General features: G+C 64.3%; 17 protein-coding genes. 8 read left to right on the top strand and 9 right to left on the bottom strand.

The features are described 5' to 3' along the window. Positions 1-117 precede the first annotated feature (117 nt). Positions 118-720: a TetR/AcrR family transcriptional regulator gene (locus tag PSO31014_RS01905; RefSeq protein WP_150550050.1), complete on the top strand. Its 603-nt coding sequence runs from the start codon at positions 118-120 to the stop codon at positions 718-720. Positions 721-780: 60 nt separating this feature from the next. Here the strand turns inward: PSO31014_RS01905 and PSO31014_RS01900 are convergent, their stop codons facing one another. Continuing rightward, a complete protein-coding gene (locus tag PSO31014_RS01900) occupies positions 781-1686 on the bottom strand; it encodes a LysR family transcriptional regulator (protein WP_150550049.1) in 906 nt (301 codons plus the stop codon). Positions 1687-1868: 182 nt separating this feature from the next. Between PSO31014_RS01900 and PSO31014_RS01895 the strand changes: the two genes are divergently transcribed. After that, complete coding sequence (locus PSO31014_RS01895) at positions 1869-2585, top strand: SDR family oxidoreductase (RefSeq protein WP_174976368.1); 717 nt, start codon at positions 1869-1871, stop codon at positions 2583-2585. A gap of 221 nt (positions 2586-2806) precedes the next feature. Then, positions 2807-2956 carry a hypothetical protein gene (locus PSO31014_RS22290; RefSeq protein ID WP_174976344.1) on the top strand — a complete coding sequence of 50 codons (150 nt, stop codon included), beginning with the start codon at positions 2807-2809 and terminating at the stop codon, positions 2954-2956. A gap of 99 nt (positions 2957-3055) precedes the next feature. On the opposite strand, the gene PSO31014_RS01890 is transcribed toward PSO31014_RS22290, so the two are convergent. After that, entirely contained in the window at positions 3056-3244 is a 189-nt protein-coding gene (locus PSO31014_RS01890; protein ID WP_017234163.1) for a hypothetical protein, read from the bottom strand. Positions 3245-3593: 349 nt separating this feature from the next. Between PSO31014_RS01890 and minC the strand changes: the two genes are divergently transcribed. Genes minC through minE form a run of 3 tightly spaced genes read left to right on the top strand, consistent with a single transcriptional unit; the run spans position 3594 to position 5469 of the window. Next, entirely contained in the window at positions 3594-4346 is a 753-nt protein-coding gene (gene minC, locus PSO31014_RS01885) for a septum site-determining protein MinC (RefSeq protein WP_150550047.1), read from the top strand. A gap of 43 nt (positions 4347-4389) precedes the next feature. Next, positions 4390-5205, top strand: a complete 816-nt coding sequence (gene minD, locus PSO31014_RS01880; protein WP_017234161.1) for a septum site-determining protein MinD — start codon at positions 4390-4392, stop codon at positions 5203-5205. Between the two features lie 9 nt (positions 5206-5214). Continuing rightward, positions 5215-5469 (top strand): cell division topological specificity factor MinE, encoded by a 255-nt coding sequence (gene minE, locus PSO31014_RS01875; RefSeq protein ID WP_017234160.1) that lies wholly within the window; start codon positions 5215-5217, stop codon positions 5467-5469. Positions 5470-5653: 184 nt separating this feature from the next. On the opposite strand, the gene PSO31014_RS01870 is transcribed toward minE, so the two are convergent. The 7 genes from PSO31014_RS01870 to PSO31014_RS01840 form a co-directional block, all read right to left on the bottom strand. Further along, positions 5654-6652, bottom strand: coding sequence for a DUF1571 domain-containing protein (locus tag PSO31014_RS01870; protein ID WP_150550046.1), 999 nt, complete (start codon positions 6650-6652; stop codon positions 5654-5656). Positions 6653-6666: 14 nt separating this feature from the next. Further along, the gene (locus tag PSO31014_RS01865) at positions 6667-8382 is read right to left on the bottom strand and encodes an AMP-binding protein (RefSeq protein WP_150550045.1); all 1716 of its coding nucleotides are present in this window, start codon (positions 8380-8382) and stop codon (positions 6667-6669) included. A 117-nt stretch (positions 8383-8499) separates the two neighbouring features. Continuing rightward, entirely contained in the window at positions 8500-9819 is a 1320-nt protein-coding gene (locus PSO31014_RS01860; protein ID WP_150550044.1) for an acetyl-CoA C-acetyltransferase, read from the bottom strand. Then, positions 9816-10763: a MaoC/PaaZ C-terminal domain-containing protein gene (locus tag PSO31014_RS01855; RefSeq protein ID WP_150550043.1), complete on the bottom strand. Its 948-nt coding sequence runs from the start codon at positions 10761-10763 to the stop codon at positions 9816-9818. The genes PSO31014_RS01860 and PSO31014_RS01855 overlap by 4 nt, the downstream gene beginning before the upstream one ends. A 2-nt stretch (positions 10764-10765) precedes the next feature. After that, positions 10766-12217 carry a 3-oxoacyl-ACP reductase gene (locus PSO31014_RS01850; RefSeq protein ID WP_150550042.1) on the bottom strand — a complete coding sequence of 484 codons (1452 nt, stop codon included), beginning with the start codon at positions 12215-12217 and terminating at the stop codon, positions 10766-10768. Between the two features lie 45 nt (positions 12218-12262). Further along, entirely contained in the window at positions 12263-14761 is a 2499-nt protein-coding gene (locus tag PSO31014_RS01845) for an acyl-CoA dehydrogenase (RefSeq protein ID WP_425494840.1), read from the bottom strand. A 182-nt stretch (positions 14762-14943) separates the two neighbouring features. Beyond that, positions 14944-15813, bottom strand: coding sequence for a TetR/AcrR family transcriptional regulator (locus PSO31014_RS01840; protein WP_425494839.1), 870 nt, complete (start codon positions 15811-15813; stop codon positions 14944-14946). 405 nt (positions 15814-16218) lie between these two features. Here PSO31014_RS01840 and tig point away from each other — a divergent pair, with 405 nt between their 5' ends. Together tig and clpP are read left to right on the top strand one after the other, a co-directional pair. Then, complete coding sequence (tig, locus tag PSO31014_RS01835; protein WP_150550039.1) at positions 16219-17559, top strand: trigger factor; 1341 nt, start codon at positions 16219-16221, stop codon at positions 17557-17559. Positions 17560-17685: 126 nt separating this feature from the next. Further along, positions 17686-18339: an ATP-dependent Clp endopeptidase proteolytic subunit ClpP gene (gene clpP / locus PSO31014_RS01830; RefSeq protein WP_150550403.1), complete on the top strand. Its 654-nt coding sequence runs from the start codon at positions 17686-17688 to the stop codon at positions 18337-18339. The last annotated feature ends 105 nt before the right edge of the window (positions 18340-18444 follow it).

The raw sequence follows: 18444 nt of genomic DNA, 5'->3' as shown, positions 1-18444 counted from the left end.
GTGCCGAGTCTGGCATCGATATGTCAATGGTGATCGTAATTGTCTTTATCGATGATGACGATAGTTCGATGGTGTGGACGAGTCTGGACGAGCGTCGCGAGTCCTGAGGAGCGTGGGATGGGAATTTCAAGAGAGCAGGCTGCGGAAAACCGCGAGGCGATCGTCGCGGCGGCGGAGCGGCTGTTTCGTGAGCACGGCGTTGACGCCGTGGGGCTGACGGCGTTGATGAAGGCCGCGGGCTTCACGCAGGGGGGCTTCTACAATCACTTCAAGTCGAAAGACGCGCTGGTTGCGGCCGTGATGTCGCGCGCGGTGGCGTCGAGCAACGGGCTGCTGGCGGGCGGCGACGCGGCGGCGGAGGCGATGCTGTCGCCGGCGGCGCGCGTCGAGCGGTATCTGTCGACGGCGCACCGCGATGACGTGGCGTGTGGCTGCCCGATGGCCGGATTTGCGGGGGATGCCCCGCGCATCGGCGACGAAGCGCAAGCATGTTATGCGAAGGGGCTGGCCGACATGATCGACCGAATGACCGCGACCGGTATCGAGCGAGGCCTGAGTCAGACGCGGGCGAATCGGGCGGCGATGGCACGCTTTGCGCAGATGGTGGGCACGCTCGTGCTGTCGCGTGCGGTCGTCAGTGCGGATCCGGCGCTCTCGGAGGCATTGCTGGCCGCTGGACGTGAGGCGCTCAACGGGCGCGATTCCGACGGCGACAAGTGAAAGCCGCGAGGCAGCGCGCCGTGGGGGAGACACGCCAGACGCTGCGCAAGGCGTGAATCCCTAGTGCTGGGGCCAGCGCCATGTGGCGCGCAATCCGTCCCGCAGAAAGTCAACGAAGGCGCGTGTGCGCGGCGCGAGATGCCGGTTGTGCGGATACACGGCATGCAGCGGCGACGCCGGCATTTGCAGCGAGGGCAATACGCGCGCAAGTCGTCCCGCCTGGATATCGTCACCCACGTCCCAGATGGATTTCTGTGTGATGCCCGCACCGTGCAGCGCCAATTCGTGCGCGGTATCTCCATCGTCGACGACGTAGGTATCCGGGACCTGGACGCGCAACGTTTCGGATTGCCACACGAATCGCCAGTCGCCGTGCGGCGCGTGGCCGAACAGAATGCAGTCGTGCTGTTGCAGGTCGCCAGCGTCCTGCGGCGTGCCACGCCGCGCCAGATAGGTCGGAGACGCGACCAGCACGCGGTAGTTTGGGGCGAGTTCCTGCGCAACGAGACTGGAATCGGGCAGGGTGCCGACGCGGATCGCCACGTCGATGCCGTGCGCGACCAGATCGACCCATAGGTCGCTGAGTTCGAGATGCACTTTCAGGGCGGGATGCCGTTCGCGAAACGCGACCAGCAGCGGGGCCAGGTGACGACGCCCGAAGGCGCGCGGCGCGCTGATGCGAAGCACACCACCGACGGTGCCCGCCTGTCGCGTCATCAACCGCTCGGTCTCGGCAATCTCCGCGAGGATTCGCTGGCAGCACGTATGAAAGACCTGCCCTTCGTCGGTGAGCGCCTGTTTGCGGGTGGTGCGATTGAGCAGGCGAACGCCAAGGCGCTGCTCGAGCAGCCCGAGCCGCTTGCTCACGACGGCAAGCGACAGCCCCATCTCCCGCGCGGCGGCCGACATGCTGCCCGTGGTAACGACACGGTCGAATAAGGTGAGATCCAGCGTCTGGTCGATCATCTCGGGCAAATTCTCAATGAATTGTAGAGAGTCATTCAGTTTTTAACGGGATTATCGTTCCTTGGGATGAGTATCACAATAGCGCCGTGACATCGCGTGCCAGGGCTGGACCGTCAATCTCACCGGCGGCCACCGGCAGGTCGCGCGATTCCTCCCTCGTTCCAATCGTTTTCAGGAGTCTCATCATGTTCAATTTCGAAGGTCAGCGCGTGTTGGTCATCGGCGGCAGCTCCGGCATTGGTCGCGCCGCCGCCCAGGCGTTCGCCAAGGCAGGCGCCGCCGTGACGATTGCCTCGCGCAGTCAGGCGAAGCTCGACGACGCGCTTGCCACGCTAGGCCCGCCCGCCCGCGCTCTGGTACTGGACACGGAAGACGCGGCTGCCGTCGAACGGTGCTTCGCCGACCATGCCCCCTGGCAACACGTGGTCGTCTCGGCCGCGCAAACCCCGACCGGACAGGTGCGCAAGCTCTCGCTGGAGGACGCGCATGCCGCCGTCGACAGCAAGTTCTGGGGCAGTTACCACGTAGCGCGCTACGCGCGCATTGAAGACGGCGGCTCGCTCACCCTGACGTCGGGCTTTCTGAGCGTGCGCCCGAATACCTCATCGGTCGTTCAAGGGGCCATCAACGCCGCTATCGAGGCACTGGCGCGCGGACTGGCGCTGGAGTTGTCGCCGGTGCGGGTGAATACGGTCTCGCCGGGGCTCACCGTCACGCCGCTGTGGGACAAGCTGTCAGTTGCCGATCGCGAGGCGATGTATCGCAACGCGGCGGAGCGTTTGCCCGCGCGCCGTGTGGTCGCTGCGGAGGACGTGGCCAACACGATTCTTTATCTGGCGGGCACGCCGAGTGCCACGGGCTCGACCGTGCTGATCGACGCGGGCGGTGCGATCGCCTGACGGCGAGCGTCTCGACGATGCAGCGCTTGCGTCTCGATATCAAAAACACCGTTGAATAGTCAATGGTGTGCTGCGTCGCAGCATGCGCGCAAGACGAAGATGAGAGGCGTTTGATGTCGCGCAAACGCGGTATACCCGGATCACATTCGGGTACCTATTTCGATAGGGATTGCCTAGAATGAAAACGTGCCATCCCGCCATGTCGAAGTTAGGAGGCCGCTATGCTGACAGGGAGCTTGATTGCCATGTTGATCATCGTGCTGGTCGTCGGCGCGGCGGTTGCGTGGCTCGTCGATCGCAACTGGTGTCGGGAGCATCCGGGGGCGCGCCATACGTGGCGGCGTCACTCTCGGGGCATTCGGCACGGTTGAATTGCGCCGGTATCGAGGGGGTATCCCCCCGCCCAATGAAAAGCCCGCCTTCCGGCGGGCTTTTGCATCTTACGGACACCTCAACAGCAGGCTGGGCGCTCAGGCAACGGCCTGAAGGACATACTTGCCCTGGACGGTCAGTCGCGGGGACTTCTCACCCGACGCCAACTCTTCCCATTCGATCAATTTGCTTTCAAGCAATGACTCGAGGTCCAGGCGATCATGCTCCACTTGCTCAGGAGCGTCCTTGACCAGCATCAGGGTGGCAAATTCATGATGACTCAGCATCGTCGTCTCCCGGTTTGCGGTTCCACAGGGGGTCCCTCGTCAGGGAATTTAAGGATAGGTCACGAATATGGCACTTGCGCGACAAAATTCGCATTTTCGATGCTGCTTCGCAGCACGTCTCCTGCGACACTTTCCCACAGCCAGCATAGACGTTCCCCGTGTCATTGGCGTGTCGGCGGCGCGTGTTCTTTACCGTCGAAAACGTGGGTTGACGGCGCGTAATGTTGCAATGCGCCAATGGGGATTTTTCAGTCGATGACGGCGGTGAAACATTGATTTGCGGTTGGCGTCTCGCCAAGGGACGGTAGAATGGCCCAATTTGCCAGCAATTCGCGCACAACAACCTGACATGCCGCAAAAGAAAACCCCGTACTTCGAGTTACGCAGCGGTGCCATCGATACCCTGCATTTCGTAGTCAAGACGCCGCAACTGGAGACGCTGCGCACCGAACTGTCGCAACGTTTCGAAGCGACCCCGGAGTTCTTTGCCGGCGATACGGTCGCCATCGACGTTCGGCGCCTGACCGGCGACGAGCGCGTTGCCGTGCCCGCCTTGGTCGACATGCTGGCCGAATTCCGCATGAAGCCGATCGGGGTGGTCGCCAACGCCGAGCAAGCCGAGTGGGCGGTGGTGGACGGACTGCCGCGGCTCGACAGCCACGAGCGGCGCCTGTCGCGTCCGACCCGGGAGAGCGAGGCGCCAGCCGAGACGGCTGCCGCGCCAGCCCAGGCGGTATCGGAACCGGCGGTGCCTGACGCCGTTGCCGTCCCTTCGACCATCATCGACAAGCCGTTGCGTTCGGGCCAGCAGGTCTACGCGAAGGGCGATCTGATCATCCTCGATTTGGTCAGTTATGGGGCCGAGGTGATCGCGGAAGGTAATATCCACATTTACGCACCGCTGCGGGGGCGGGCGCTGGCAGGCGTGAAGGGCAAGCTCGATGCTCGCATCTTCTGTACCTGTCTCGAGCCCGAGCTGATTTCCATCGCCGGTATCTACCGGACCGGTGAGCATGCATTGCCGCCTGATGTGCAGGGGCGTTCGGTGCAGGTGCGGCTGGTAGACGACAAACTGATTTTCGAGCCCCTCGGGCTCAAATGATTCGTAGCTAAATTCATCCTCAAGTTTGGGAAGGCATCGACAGATGGCAAAAGTGATTGTGGTGACCTCTGGCAAGGGTGGCGTCGGCAAGACGACGACCAGCGCCAGCTTTTCCGCCGGCCTCGCCTTGCAGGGGCACAAGACGGCAGTCATCGATTTCGACGTCGGCCTGCGCAATCTCGACCTCATCATGGGTTGCGAGCGCCGCGTCGTGTACGACCTGATCAACGTGATTCAAGGCGAAGCGAACCTCAATCAGGCGCTCATCAAGGACAAGGCCTGCGAGAACCTGTTCATCCTGCCCGCGTCGCAAACGCGCGACAAGGACGCCCTCACGCAAGCCGGCGTCGAGAAGGTCATCAAGGATCTGGCCGACATGGGATTCGAATACATCGTGTGCGATTCGCCGGCCGGTATCGAATCGGGCGCGCTGCTCGCCATGCATTTCGCCGACGAGGCCCTCGTGGTGACGAACCCCGAAGTGTCGTCTGTGCGCGATTCGGACCGCATTCTGGGCATTCTCTCGTCGAAGACGAAGCGTGCCATCGAAGGCGGCGAGCCGATCAAGGAGCACCTGCTCATCACGCGTTACAACCCGAAGCGGGTCAACGACGGCCAGATGCTGTCGCTCGACGACATTCAGGAAATCCTGCGAATCAAGCTCATCGGCGTGATTCCGGAGTCGGAGTCCGTGCTGCATGCCTCGAACCAGGGCACGCCGGCCATTCATCTCGACGGCACCGACGTGGCTGACGCGTATCGCGACGTGGTGAGCCGGTTCAAGGGCGAAGACAAGCCAATGCGCTTTACCGACTATCAAAAGCCGGGACTGTTGCAGCGTATTTTCGGCTCGAAGTAAGGAGTGCCCATGTCATTCCTGTCTTTCCTCCTGGGGGAGAAGAAAAAGACCGCTTCCGTCGCCAAAGAGCGCCTGCAGATTATTCTGGCGCACGAACGCGCGGGCTCGTCGCCGCCGGCGGACTACTTGCCGGCGTTGCAACGTGAGCTGGTCGCCGTCATCTCCAAGTACGTCAAGATCGCACAAGACGACATCAAGGTCAGCGTTGAGCACCAGGACAACCTGGAAGTGCTCGAAGTGAAGATCGAACTGCCGCAGACCTGATCGATTCCGGCACGCTGGCGTTATGGCGGGTTCGCGACCTCGAGGATGCCGGCATCCGATGTGCGTATGGACGAAAGCCCGCCACCTCCGTTCAGAGGTGGCGGGCTTTCGTCGTCCATTTATCGTGCGTCGTCACACAGATGCGATCCACCGGTGCCGGTCGTCGCCGACATCAAGTGGGCAATCAGAACTTATAGTCGGGATTTTTCGGATCGAACGTTGCGTCGGTCCACGAGGCCTTGTGCACCTTCTCGAAGCGCATTTCCTCGACCTTCTGTCCCGACGCATCCCACGCTTCGATGCCGCGCGGACGGCCGGTCTTCAGGTCGAGCAGCACGCGTGACTTGTATGCGTAATGTTGCGGCGGACCGGCGGGGGCGTCCCATTCCAGGGCGAGCATGCGCATGCCATTCGATTCGGATACCGAAATTCTTGCGGGCGTCGCGGGGAGTCCCTCGGCGCGGAAGCTGCGGCCGTCGTGCGCAATTCGCTCGGCAATGAACGCGAAGCCCAGATCGCGCACGGTGTGGTTGGACTGCGAGCGCGCGAGCGGGCCGTCGATACTGCTCCAGATCGATGCGAAGCCGAAAATGCCACCGAGATGGCCGTACATCTCCTTGGAATTCTTCGTCTCGTCATAAATGATTTCCTGACCCGCGTGGGCGCCGCCCGGCAGCCATTTCGCATAGATCTGTAACGGCGTCTCGCGAATCTTCACGAGCATGCGGTCGGGCGTGGTTTGCCACTGGTTGTTGATGCGTTCGTGACGCGTTAGCTCGTACTGGTATTCGGGCAGCGCGGCCGACTCCGTCTTCAGGAACCGCACGAGCGCATCGGCGTGGATCGCCTGCATGCGAGCGACGATCCGGTCGTCGCTCAGCTTCGCCAACTCGCCGGCCTTGATCGTGCGGGACAGCCATTGGGCTTGCGCTGCGACAGGCATGGCGGCCAGCGTGGCGACCTCGGCATCCGCGGTGGCGGGGTCTCCCGTTGCGTGGGTGGCCGTCGGGGCGGCAGGGGCGGCGGACGTGGCGGCGGATGTCCCCGCATCCGCCGAAACGCGGGTCTGGGCGAGTGCGTTCGACGCACTCAGCGCGCTGGCAAAGAGCGCCGTTGGTGTCAAGGCGATGGCCAGTGCGACGCGACCGAAGCGGGCGGGGTGAAACACATGGTGCTTGGACATGTTGATTCTCTCCCTCATGCTTGACCGAGCGGCGCGCGCAGTTCACGCCGCAGGATCTTGCCGACGGTCGTCTTGGGCAATTCGCCGTTACGGAATTCGACGATGCGCGGCACCTTGTACGCGGTCAGGTGTTCGCGGCAGTGGGCGAGCAAAATCTCGGTGGTCACCCCGGGGTCTTTTGCGACGACCACGAGCTTCACGCGCTCGCCGGCAACCGGATCGGGCACGCCGACCACCGCCGCTTCCCGAACCCCTGGGTGAAGCATCACAACGTCTTCGATTTCATTCGGGTAGACGTTGAAACCGGACACGAGAATCATGTCTTTTTTGCGGTCGATGAGCCGTACGTAACCACGCGCGTCCATGACACCGACGTCACCCGTCATCAGCCAGCCGTCGGCGTCGAACGTGTTGGCGGTGTCCTCCGGGCGCTGCCAATAGCCCCGCATGACTTGCGGCCCCCGCACGCATAGCTCCCCCGGCTCGCCGAGATCGGCCCACGTGCCGTCATCGCGTTTGAAGCGCACCTCGGTCGACGGGGCGGGCAGACCGATGGAGCCGGTGAAATCGACGTCGTCCATATGCGAGAGGTCGACCGGGTTCATCGTGACGATGGGCGAGCATTCGGTGAGGCCGTAGCCCTCGATGATCGGCTTGCCGGTGACCTGTTTCCATCGCTCGGCAATGGCACGCTGCGTTGCCATGCCGCCGGCAAGCGAGAGCTTCAGCCGGGAGAAGTCGCGAGCACAGAAGTCCGGGTTCTCGATCAGACCGTTGAACAGCGTGTTCACGCCCGTGACGCCGGTGAATGTCTCGTTGCGGATGATGTAGACGACTTTCTTCACATCGCGCGGATTTGCAATCAGGATGTTGCGCCCGCCCAGGCTCATGAACACCAGGCAGTTCACCGTGAGCGACAGGATGTGATACATGGGCAGCAGCGACAGATTCACCTCGATGTCGCCGTCGAGCTGGCCGGCGGCCCATGCCTCGGTTTGCAACAGGTTGGCCAGCACGTTCCCGTGCGACAGCATCGCGCCCTTGGCCACGCCGGTCGTGCCCCCCGTGTATTGAAGGAAGGCGAGGTCGTCGCGCGCGAGGGGCACCGGCGCAGGCGTGTGCTTTGCGCCCTCGGCGAGCGCTCGGCGCAGCGGGATCGCCTGCGGCAGATCGTACGGCGGCACCTGCTTCGCGATTCGCCGCATGAGGAAGTTGACGAGGCGTCCCTTGACGTTCAAGCCGGTACCGAGCAAGTCGCCGATCTGCGTGACGAGCACGTGGCGCACCTCGGTGCCAGGGATCGCGTCCTGCACGGTTTTCGCGAAGTTCTCAAACGCGACGATCGTGCGTGCGCCGCTGTCCTGCAATTGATGTTTGAGTTCGCGAACGGTGTACAGGGGATTGACGTTGACGACCACGGCCCCGGCGATCAGCGTGCCGAACAGGCCGATCGGGTACTGGAAGCAATTGGGCATCATGAGCGCTACGCGCTCTCCCTTCTGCACGCCGTGGGCTTGCAGCCACGCGGCAAAGGCATACGCCTGGCGGGCGACCTCGCCATAGGTGATTTCGCTCCCCAGACTCACGAACGCAATGCGTTCCCGGTACTTGTCGATCCATTCGTCGAACGCCTGCACCAGCGACGTGTAGCGTGTCGTATCGATGTCGGCGGGAACGCCAGGCGGGTAAGCATCTAGCCACACGCGTTCGTGCTGAACAGCTGAGTCCATCGTTGTCTCCCTTGAGGTCTTTTGGCACGGGCACCCGAGATCAGGCGGTGGCTCTGTTGGCAACTCGCCTCTTGCGGCGGGGCCGTGCTTGTGACTGCCCCTGTAACGTCGTCTCCCTTATCGTTCCAGCATGGCGACCACGCCTTGTCCGCCGGCCGCGCAAATCGAGATGAGGCCACGCCCGCCGCCACGCTCGGCGAGCTGTTTGGCGAGGGTGGCAAGCAGGCGTGCGCCGGTGGCCGCGAACGGGTGCCCACAGGCAAGCGAACTGCCGTTCACGTTCAGCCGCTGCCGCTCGATGCTGCCCAGCGGCGCGGCGAGCCCCAGCCTGTCGCGGCAGTATTGCGGGTCTTCCCACGCTTTCAATGTGCAAAGCACCTGCGCCGCGAATGCCTCGTGAATTTCGTAGAAGTCGAAGTCCTGCAGCGTGAGGCCGGCCTGGGCGAGCATGCGTGGCGCGGCATACGCCGGCGCCATGAGCAGGCCTTCGCGTCGCGTCTCATCGGGATGAAAGAAGTCGACCGCTGCGGTTTGCGAGTACGTCAGATAAGCGAGCACCGGAATATCGTGCGCGCGTGCCCAGTCTTCGCTCGCGAGCAGCACGCACGAGGCGCCGTCCGTCAGTGGGGTCGAGTTACCCGCCGTGAGCGTGCCCGTGGCGCTGCGATCGAACACCGGTTTGAGTGCGCTCAACGTCTCCAGCGTGACGTCGGCGCGCAGGTTGTTGTCGCGTTGCAGGCCGCGAAACGGCGTCATCAGATCGAGGAAGAACCCGCGTTCATAGGCGGCGGCCAGATGTCGATGGCTCGCGAGCGTGAGTTCGTCCTGTGCGGCGCGCTCGATTTGCCAGCGCTTGGCCATCTGCTCGCAATGCTCACCCATCGACAACCCGGTGCGCGGTTCGCCGTTACGGGGTAACGCCGGCTTGAACAACATGCCGGGACGCGCCTTCGCGAGCGCACCGAGCTTGCCCCCCGCGCTGCGCTGCCGGTTGGCCTCCAGCAAAATCTTGCGCAGCGTCTCGTTCACGGCGATGGGGGCGTCCGAGGCTGTGTCGACCCCGCCGGCGATCGCCACGTCGATCTGGCCGAGCGCAATCTTGTTGCCGGTCAGGATGGCGGCTTCGAGGCCCGTGCCGCACGCCTGCTGAACATCGTAGGCGGGCGTTTGCGGGGCGAGCGTCGTCGACAGGACGGATTCGCGCGTCAGGTTGAAATCGCGCGCGTGTTTGAGCACGGCCCCCGCAGCGACTTCCCCCAGGCGCTGATCGTGCAGCGCAAACCGGTCGACGAGACCCTGAATCGCTGCGGTGAGCATGTCCTGATTCGACGCGGTGGCGTATGCCGTGTTGGCGCGTGCAAACGGGATGCGGTTGCCGCCGAGAATGGCAACGCGGCGCAAGGCGGGGGCGGGCGCGGTAGGGGTGAAGGCGCTCATGAAAGGTCCGGGTCGAGGAGAGAAGACGACACGGTCGGCGCGTGTTGCCACCGTCCGCGCAGATGGGGCACCGTGCCTGCCGCGTCGCGCAACTCGAAGGCGCCGCCGCGAGCATCGCGCCAGAGCGTGACATCCCCCGGCAGCGGCAGCGGCCTTTTGAACTCCACGAGCAGATCGAGGAACGGCACGTCGGCCGGTAACACGGCCGCGAGGCTTCGGGCGAAGCTCCACATGCCGTGAATGATGGGGTGCGGGAAGCCGAACAGTCGGGCCGTGACGGGCCAGAGATGGATCGGATTGTAATCGCCGGACACGCGCGCGTACAGGCGGCCAAGGTCGCCCGGCACATGCCATGCGGCGGTCTTCGCGAGCGACGGGTCGGCGCTCAACGCGGCGCGATACGGTGGGCCGAGCGGGTCGTGCACACCGGTGCGCAGGTATCCGCTCTCTCCCGACCATACGACCATCCCATCGCGTCGCGCCGTGGTGAGGACCGTGAAGACCTGTCCCTTGTCGTGGGCGAACAGCGAGCCGCACCGGACATCGAGATCGAGCCGCTCGCCGGGCGTGAGCGATGCGTGCTGACGAATGCGATTGTCCAGATGCACCATGCCGAGCATGGCGAACGGAAATGCGCGGTCGGTCATCAGCAACATATGCAGCGGGAAGGCAAGCAGATGCGGCCACGTTGGCGGCACCCCGTGCGCGGCGGTGAAGCCGCACAAGCGCGCGTAACGGGCGATGTCGTCTGCGTCGAGCGTGACGTTGCGTCGCGCGAACGCCAATGGCGGGAGCGGTTGCGCGCGCGCTGGTTTGCGGGACGACAGCAGTGCCCGCAGAAACAGCGGGAGCGGAGAGGGCAGGCGCGTGACGTCGATCGGGGCGAGCCCGGCGTCCGACGGCAACGCCTTGCCAAGCGGATCGCGAGGGCGGTCGTTGGGCATGGTCATGCGCCTAGCAGGCTCTGGCCGCACACGCGCACCACCTGTCCGGTCAATGCGCCCGATGCGGGGTGCGCCAGCCAGGCAATGGCCTGCGCCACGTCGACCGGCTGGCCGCCCTGGCCGAGGGAGTTCATCCGGCGCCCGGCTTCGCGAATGGCGAACGGCACGGCGGCGGTCATCTGCGTCTCAATGAAGCCCGGCGCGACGGCATTGATGCTGATGTGGCGCTCGGCGAGCACCGGCGACCAGGCTTCGATCATGCCAATCACCGCCGCCTTCGACGCCGCGTAGTTGGTCTGCCCCCGATTTCCCGCAATGCCACTGATCGACGCCACACCGACGATCCGGCTGTTGGCGCGCAGCACCCCGGCATCGAGCAGCGCCTGATTGAGGCGTTGCGGCGCACCGACATTGATGTCGAGCACGCTCTGCCATTGCGCTTCGCTCATGCGCACGAGCGTCTTGTCGCGCGTGATGCCGGCGTTGTGCACGAGGATGTCGAGGCCGCGTGGCGCGTGCGTGGCCAGATGGGCGAGCAGCGTCGCCCCCGCTTCGGGAGCCGCAATGTCGCATGTGAGCGCGCTGCCGTCGAGACGCGTCGCCACGGCCTCGAGCGCGCCTTGTGCTTGCGCGATGTCGACGCACACGACATGCGCGCCGTCGTGTGCCAGCACGGTGGCGATCGCTTCGCCGATACCGCGCGCCGCGCCGGTCACAACGGCGACCTGTCCGGCGAGCGGACGATCGTCGTGAGTCGGCGGCGTTGGGAATACCGGCGCTTGCAGGGTAATGGCCTGACCGCTCACGTAGGCGGCGCGCGGCGAGAGAAAGAAGCGCAGCGTGGAGTGCAGGGCATCCCGAGCGTGTGGCGAGACGTAGAGCAACTGCGCCGTGGCGCCGCGCTTGAGTTCCTTGGCGAGCGATCGCACAAAGCCTTCCAGCGCGCGCTGCGCCATGCTGGCCTGGGGTGTTGGCGCCAGTGTGGGCGGCAAGCCCAGCACGAGTACGCGGGCGCATTTGTCGAGGCAGGCGAGGGTGTCGTGAAAGAACATGTAGAGCGCGCTCAGGCCGTCGGTGCTGGCGATGGCGCTCGCATCGAACAACAACGCCTTGGCACGTACGCCTTCGCTGGGATTGAATCGTCCGCTCATCGTGCCCGCCTGGTTGGCGTGCGAGATCCAGTCAAGCCGCTCGGCGTGCGCAAGGCTGGGCATGCCGAGCCGATGCAGCTCGCGTGCGAGGTCCGGCAACAGCGGGGCGTCGCCCGCGCCGCCCACGACCGCGGGCCGTATGGGCATTGCGCGTGGCGACGCATCGGTGTCTGCGTCAGCGCGGCTGTCGTCGCGTGACGGCATCCGTTCGAGCGGCACGGGGCGCGGCAGCCCCAGCGCATTGGCCAGGCGGCTGCCCACGGCGGAGTTGGCGAAAGCCAGATATCGGTCGGACGTCGTCACGGCGCGGAAATCCTCAGAGTGATAGACATCAGTAGGCGGGCGGACTCACGGCGTGAGCGCTTCGTCGGCCGCTTCGTTTTGCTGGGCGTGCTGCATGTCGGCAAGGCGACCGAAGTCGGGCGGGAAGTCGTCGACGGCCACGGCCCGCGTCGCATAGTCGGCGTACTGCGCCAGCACCTGACGCTCGTCGTCGCTCACGAGATGCAGGTGCGCGGCGAGTTCCACCCACTCGGAGAATTCGGGCAGGCTTTGGGGCATCGTCGGCAGGCGGCCCTCCTTGACCGCCGTGCGCAAACGCTGTTCGATGGCGGTGACCTGCGGCGTCATCTGGAAAACGATCTCCCCGTATGCCAGACCGTCGATTTCGGGGCGCGGCGAATAGCTGCCGGTGACGAGGCGCTCGCGCGCGTCGCCCGGCGTTTGCATCAACTCGGCGACCTGGGTGGCCAACGCATCGGACGGTTTGGCATAGGGCAGGCCGAGCGGCATGAGTTTCCAGCGCATCCACCAGGCGATCGCGCGCGACGGATAGTTTGCGAGCACGCCCTCGAACGCCTCGCGTGCCTGCCAAAGCGCATCTTGCGCGGCCCAGTGCACCAGTGGCAGATCGGCGGTGGGGCGGCCTTCGTCTTCGTAACGCTTGAGCGTCGCCGTCAACAGGAACAATTGCGAGAGGATGTCGCCGAGCCGGCCCGTGAGGCGCTCGCGGCGCTTGAGCGAGCCGCCGAGTACCGCCATCGAGACGTCGGATGCGACGGCGAGCAGCGTCGATAGACGGTTCGCGGCGCGGTAGTACCCATGCAACTCCGGCGCGGCGTTCGACGGCACCGCGGAGAAGCGCGCATGCGTGATGCCGTGCAGGGCACCGCGCACGATGTTGCTCGTGACGAAGCTCAGATGGCCGAAGAGGGCGTCGTCGAAGGCGCGCACGGCCGCTGCTCGATCCGCCGTTTGCGCGGCGCTCAGCTCCTTGAGCACGTACGGATGGCAGCGGATCGCGCCCTGACCGAAGATCATCAGGCAGCGCGTCATGATGTTGGCGCCCTCCACCGTGATCGATACCGGGATCTGCTGGTAGGCGCGGGCAAGGAAGTTGTTCGGGCCCATGCAGATGCCTTTGCCCGCGACGACATCCATGCCGTCGTTCACCACTTTGCGGGCGCGTTCGGTCACGTGGTATTTCGCGATGGCGGAGATCACCGAGGGCTTCTCCCCAAGATCGACGGCGAGCGCTGCCATACGGCGTGCGGCGTCCATCGCGTAGAGGTTGCCGGCCATGCGCGCCAGCGCCTCTTGCACGCCTTCGAACCTCCCGATCGGTGTGCGGAATTGACGCCGCACCGCCGCGTAAGCCCCCGTGGCCCGCACGGCGAGCTTCGAGTAACCGACGTTCGAGGAGGGCAACGAAATCGCACGACCCGCCGCGAGACACTCCATCAGCATGCGCCAGCCTTTGCCGACCTGTGCTTGCCCGCCGATTACCCAGTCGAGCGGAATGAAGACATCCTTGCCGGCATTCGGGCCGTTCTGGAAGACGGCGTTCAGCGGCCAGTGGCGACGACCGATCACCACGCCCGGATGGTGCGTGGGAATCAGTGCGCAGGTGATGCCTGGAGCGTCGTCGTCACCGAGCAGATGGTCGGGATCGAGGGCTCGGAAGGCGAGGCCGAGCACCGTCGCGATCGGCCCCAGGGTGATGTAGCGCTTGCTCCACGTGACACGGAACCCAAGCGTTTCGCGGCCCTCGTGAACGCCTCGGCAGACGATGCCGACGTCGGGGATGGCGGCGGCGTCCGAGCCCGCGTATGGGCTCGTGAGTGCGAAGCAGGGGACTTCGTCCCCCTTCGCCAGACGCGGCAGATAGTAGTTCTTCTGGGCTTCGGTGCCGTAGTGAAGCAGCAGTTCGGCGGGGCCGAGCGAGTTCGGCACCATGACCGACACGGCGGCCGCCGAGCAACGCGAAGCCAGCTTCATCACCACTTGGGAGTGCGCATACGCGGAGAATTCGAGGCCGCCGTAGCGCTTGGGGATGATCATTCCCAGAAAGCCGGCATCCTTTGCGTATTGCCATGCCTTTGGCGGTAGGTCCTGCCAGACCTGGGTGCTTTCCCAGTCGTTGGACAGGTCGCACAGGTGCTCGACCTCGGTGTCCAGGAACGCCTGTTCTTCGGCGGACAAGGTGGGCGCGGGCAGCGCCATGAATTTTTTCCAGTCGGGGCGGCCTGAGAACAGATCGGCATCCCACCAGACGGTGCCTGCTTCGATCGCGTCTTTCTCCGTTTCGGACATCTCCGGCATGATCGTGCGGAATTTGGCGAGCAACGGTGCGGTCATCCACGCGCGACGCAGTGGGCCGATGCTCAGGACCAGTGCCGGCAAGATGAAGATGACAGCGAGTACGGCGGTCGCAACGGTCCCCGTCAGCCCGCTCGCCGCGCCTGCGCCCACCCACACCACGGCCGCCGACAACCACTGCCAGGCGTGCGCACGGTAAAAGAGCAGGGCGCTCACGCCCGCAACCCACGCAAGAATCCATAGAGCCATCATGCTGTCCTCCCTTTCGGTTCACCCTCCCGGTCCGAAGTGCCATGGCACCGGTCGGGGGCGCCTCAGCGCCGAATTGGCCTCGCCTCCCGGTCGGTTGTCGGGAGTCTGTTCAGGTTTGGGCTTCGTGTCCGATCGTCGTCGACCGGCTCGGACCTTCTCCGGCTTACGGTGATCTGTGTTCAGGCATTCGCGAGCGAGCGGTCGTCGGCGCCGGGCATTCGAGGCGTGGCATTCGCTTGCGCTGTTGACGTGAGCGGAGCGGCGACTTGTCCGGCTTCGCGTGGCGGCGTAATGTCCGCGGCCTTCGCCAGCGCGAAGACGTCGGCGAAGCTCGCCAGTTGTTCCTCGCCCGGCATCGGCGCCCTGAGCGCCGCGACCATGAGGGCGGTGAGTCGTGCCACGACCTGCAGGTCGCCCATCGCCTGGCCTTGGGCGAACGTGTCGATCAGTCGAGAGGTGTCGCTGCTTGCGAGCACGCCCGACAATGCCTGAAGCGCGAAGTGCAGACGCCAGCCCAATTCCTGGCGCGGCAACTGCGGCAACGCGCGGGCGAAGGCGTCGAAGAAACGCTCGAAGACGGGGGCGTAATGCTGCTGCAAATAGTCCCGGATGAACGGTGACGGATCGGCGTACACCCGCCCGAGCAGGCGCAGGAACGCGGGGCCGCCGATATCGCGATGATGCGAGATGGCAAGGGCGGGGATGAACATCGCCCCCAGCACGTGTTCGCACGTGAGCTGCGTTGCTGGCCACTCGGCTTCGGCGCGCGTCAGCAGCGCGAGCCGCTCGTCGTTGAGCCGGTCGAGCCGACGCGCCAGCATGGCCTGGAGCAGGGTCTCCTTGCTGCCGAAGTGATAGTTGACGGCGGCCAGGTTGACGTCGGCGCGCGACGTGATCTGGCGCAAGGACATCGCTTCGTAGCCGTATTCGATGAAAAGTTCTTCCGCGGCATCGAGGATGCGCAGCTTGGTGTCGCCGGCTTGCCGGCCGACGGAAAGGCGTGGGCTCACGAAGCACCTCCAGTGTGATGCGGCGCGAGGCCGCGCCATCGGATTGAACCGATGTTTCATTCAAACGTACGAATGAATCCTAAGCCGTAAGCGGGCTTCCCCCAAGATCTTTTTCTGGACGCGATCCTCTAAAGCGTAATGCCGGCCTGTACCGACCCGTTGCGACATGCCCGGCAGGGCGGGCGGGCGTTGGGAAGGCCCGTGAAGGCAAAATGGCCCTATTTCCCTGATATCGGGGCGGAAAGTCTGGAGGCGGGGCAATAGTTTGCTAAAATGTTCCGCTTTGTGTTCAAAACCGTTTTGGCGCTACCCCGCATGTCGGGGGCGGAGGGAAGCCGGCGTCGCAACGTCGGTTCCGGCCCAAGGTTGATTAACTGACAGGGTCCGCTTGTGGCATTCCCTCGCCGCAACACAGAACGACCCTCTGGAAGGACGAATATCCTCATGACTATCGCTGTTGAAAACCTCGGCAAGCTCGAGCGTCGCTTTACCATCGCCCTGCCCAAGCAGGAAGTCGAAAAAGAAGTTGCGGCACGTATTCAGAAGCTGTCGAAGACGGTGCGTATGCCGGGTTTCCGCCCGGGCAAGGTGCCCCTGAAGATGGTCACCCAGCAGTACGGTGGTCAGGTCGAAGCCGAAGTCGTGAGCGACAAGGTCGGCCAGCAATTCTTCGACATCAGCAAGGAACAGGATCTGCGCGTCGCGGGTCAGCCGCGCTTCGCGCCGAAGGTCGACGCTAGCGACGCCGAGTACGCATTCGACGCCACGTTCGAGATCTACCCGGAAGTCAAGATCGGTGATCTGGCCACGGCCGAGGTGAGCCGTACCACGACGGACGTCTCGGAAGCCGAGATCGACCGCACCATCGACATCCTGCGCAAGCAGCGTGTGCACTACCACGTGCGCGGCGAAGTCGGCGCCCACGGCGACGGCGGCTCGGTCGAAGCCAAGGACGGCGACCGCGTGACGGTGGACTTCGTTGGCAAGATCGACGGCGAAGCGTTCGCCGGCGGTAGCGCCGAAGACTTCGTGTTCGTGCTGGGCGAAGGCCGCATGCTGCCTGAGTTCGAGACGGCTACGCTGGGCCTGAAGGTGGGCGAGTCGAAGGACTTCGAACTCAAGTTCCCCGACGAGTATCACGGCAAGGAAGTGGCCGGTAAGACCGCCACATTCACCGTGACGCTGAAGAAGGTCGAGTGGGCGCATCTGCCTGAAGTCGACGAGGAGTTCGCCAAGTCGCTCGGTATCGCCGACGGCAGCATGGAAAAGATGCGCGCCGACATCAAGGAAAATCTGTCGCGCGAAGTGAAGCGTCGTACGCAGGCCTTGCTCAAGGATCAGGTGATGAACGCGCTGATCTCGGTGTCGGAGCTCGACGTGCCGAACGCATTGGTCGCTCAGGACCAGGAGCGCCTGGTGGCGATGGCCCGTCAGGACTTGACGCAGCGCGGCGTGCCGAACGCAGGCAACGTGCCGATCCCGGCGGAGATGTTCAAGGAGCAAGCTGAGCGTCGCGTGAAGCTGGGTCTGATTCTGGCCGAGCTGGTCAAGCAAAATGACCTGCAAGCCAAGCCGGAGCAGATCAAGGCCGAAGTCGAGGAGTTCGCGAAGAGCTACGAAGACCCGCAAGAAGTCGTCCGCTGGTACTATGGAGATCAGCAGCGCATGGCGGAAATGGAAGGTTTCGTCGTCGAGAACAACGTGGTCGAATTCGTCCTGGGTAAGGCCAAGGTGACCGACAAGCAGGTCAGTTTCGAAGAGCTGGCCGGCAACTCGCAAGCCTGATCGAACGCGACACGACCGATTGAACCGCCGCGGCCGCAAGGCCGTGGCGGTTCTTTTCCAAATGGCCCCCGGGCCTCCTCCCTGCGGCGCGCAAAACCATCTCGATAGAAGGGTCGAACCGATATGATTACCCGTTCCGAATTGCTCGCCCAACTCGCCTCCCCGACGCACAACTCCGCCCTCGAGACGCAAGGCCTTGGCCTCGTGCCGATGGTCGTCGAGCAAAGTGGTCGTGGCGAGCGCGCTTACGATATTTACTCGCGACTCCTCAAGGAGCGCATCATTTTCCTGGTGGGCGAGGTCAACGACCAGAGCGCTAACCTCGTCGTCGCCCAGTTGTTGTTCCTCGAGAGTGAAAATCCGGACAAGGAAATCTCGATGTACATCAACTCGCCGGGCGGTTCCGTCTCGGCGGGCCTGGCGATTTACGACACGATGAAGTTCGTCAAGCCGGCAGTCTCGACGCTGTGCCTGGGCATGGCGGCGAGCATGGGCGCATTCCTGCTGGCGGCCGGTGAGAAGGGCAAGCGCTTCGCGCTGCCAAACGCGCGCATCATGATTCACCAACCGCTGGGCGGCGCCCGCGGCCAGGCCTCGGACATCGAGATCCACGCCAGGGAAATCCTGCTGCTCAAGGATCGGTTGAATCGATTGTTGGCCGACAACACCGGCCAGTCGCTCGACGTCATCGCGCGCGATACCGATCGCGACAACTTCAAGTCGGCGGCCGATGCCGTCGAGTATGGGTTGATCGACCGCGTGCTCGAAAAGCGTCCCTGATTCGGTTTCGAATTCGAGGGCGCCCGACGACAAAAGGTTGGCGCGACACCCGGCGGTTTCATTGTTCAGGGCCGGGTAATCGCGCCAAGCCTTTGTCGTAAAAGG

This window comes from Pandoraea soli (assembly GCF_902459595.1).
GTDB classification, from domain to species: domain Bacteria; phylum Pseudomonadota; class Gammaproteobacteria; order Burkholderiales; family Burkholderiaceae; genus Pandoraea; species Pandoraea cepalis.
This window is presented reverse-complemented; position numbering and strand designations above follow the sequence as displayed.

Bases quoted from the DNA above. Each gene is read 5' to 3' on its own strand.
- PSO31014_RS01855 (WP_150550043.1), bottom strand. From the start codon at position 10,763: ATGCCCAACGACCGCCCTCGCGATCCGCTTGGCAAGGCGTTGCCGTCG.
- minE (WP_017234160.1), top strand. From the start codon at position 5,215: ATGTCATTCCTGTCTTTCCTCCTGGGGGAGAAGAAAAAGACCGCTTCC.
- PSO31014_RS01845 (WP_425494840.1), bottom strand. From the start codon at position 14,761: ATGGCTCTATGGATTCTTGCGTGGGTTGCGGGCGTGAGCGCCCTGCTC.
- PSO31014_RS01900 (WP_150550049.1), bottom strand. From the start codon at position 1,686: ATGATCGACCAGACGCTGGATCTCACCTTATTCGACCGTGTCGTTACC.
- tig (WP_150550039.1), top strand. From the start codon at position 16,219: ATGACTATCGCTGTTGAAAACCTCGGCAAGCTCGAGCGTCGCTTTACC.
- PSO31014_RS01905 (WP_150550050.1), top strand. From the start codon at position 118: ATGGGAATTTCAAGAGAGCAGGCTGCGGAAAACCGCGAGGCGATCGTC.
- PSO31014_RS01890 (WP_017234163.1), bottom strand. From the start codon at position 3,244: ATGCTGAGTCATCATGAATTTGCCACCCTGATGCTGGTCAAGGACGCT.
- PSO31014_RS01840 (WP_425494839.1), bottom strand. From the start codon at position 15,813: ATGGCGCGGCCTCGCGCCGCATCACACTGGAGGTGCTTCGTGAGCCCA.
- PSO31014_RS01870 (WP_150550046.1), bottom strand. From the start codon at position 6,652: ATGTCCAAGCACCATGTGTTTCACCCCGCCCGCTTCGGTCGCGTCGCA.
- minD (WP_017234161.1), top strand. From the start codon at position 4,390: ATGGCAAAAGTGATTGTGGTGACCTCTGGCAAGGGTGGCGTCGGCAAG.
- minC (WP_150550047.1), top strand. From the start codon at position 3,594: ATGCCGCAAAAGAAAACCCCGTACTTCGAGTTACGCAGCGGTGCCATC.
- PSO31014_RS22290 (WP_174976344.1), top strand. From the start codon at position 2,807: ATGCTGACAGGGAGCTTGATTGCCATGTTGATCATCGTGCTGGTCGTC.
- PSO31014_RS01865 (WP_150550045.1), bottom strand. From the start codon at position 8,382: ATGGACTCAGCTGTTCAGCACGAACGCGTGTGGCTAGATGCTTACCCG.
- PSO31014_RS01860 (WP_150550044.1), bottom strand. From the start codon at position 9,819: ATGAGCGCCTTCACCCCTACCGCGCCCGCCCCCGCCTTGCGCCGCGTT.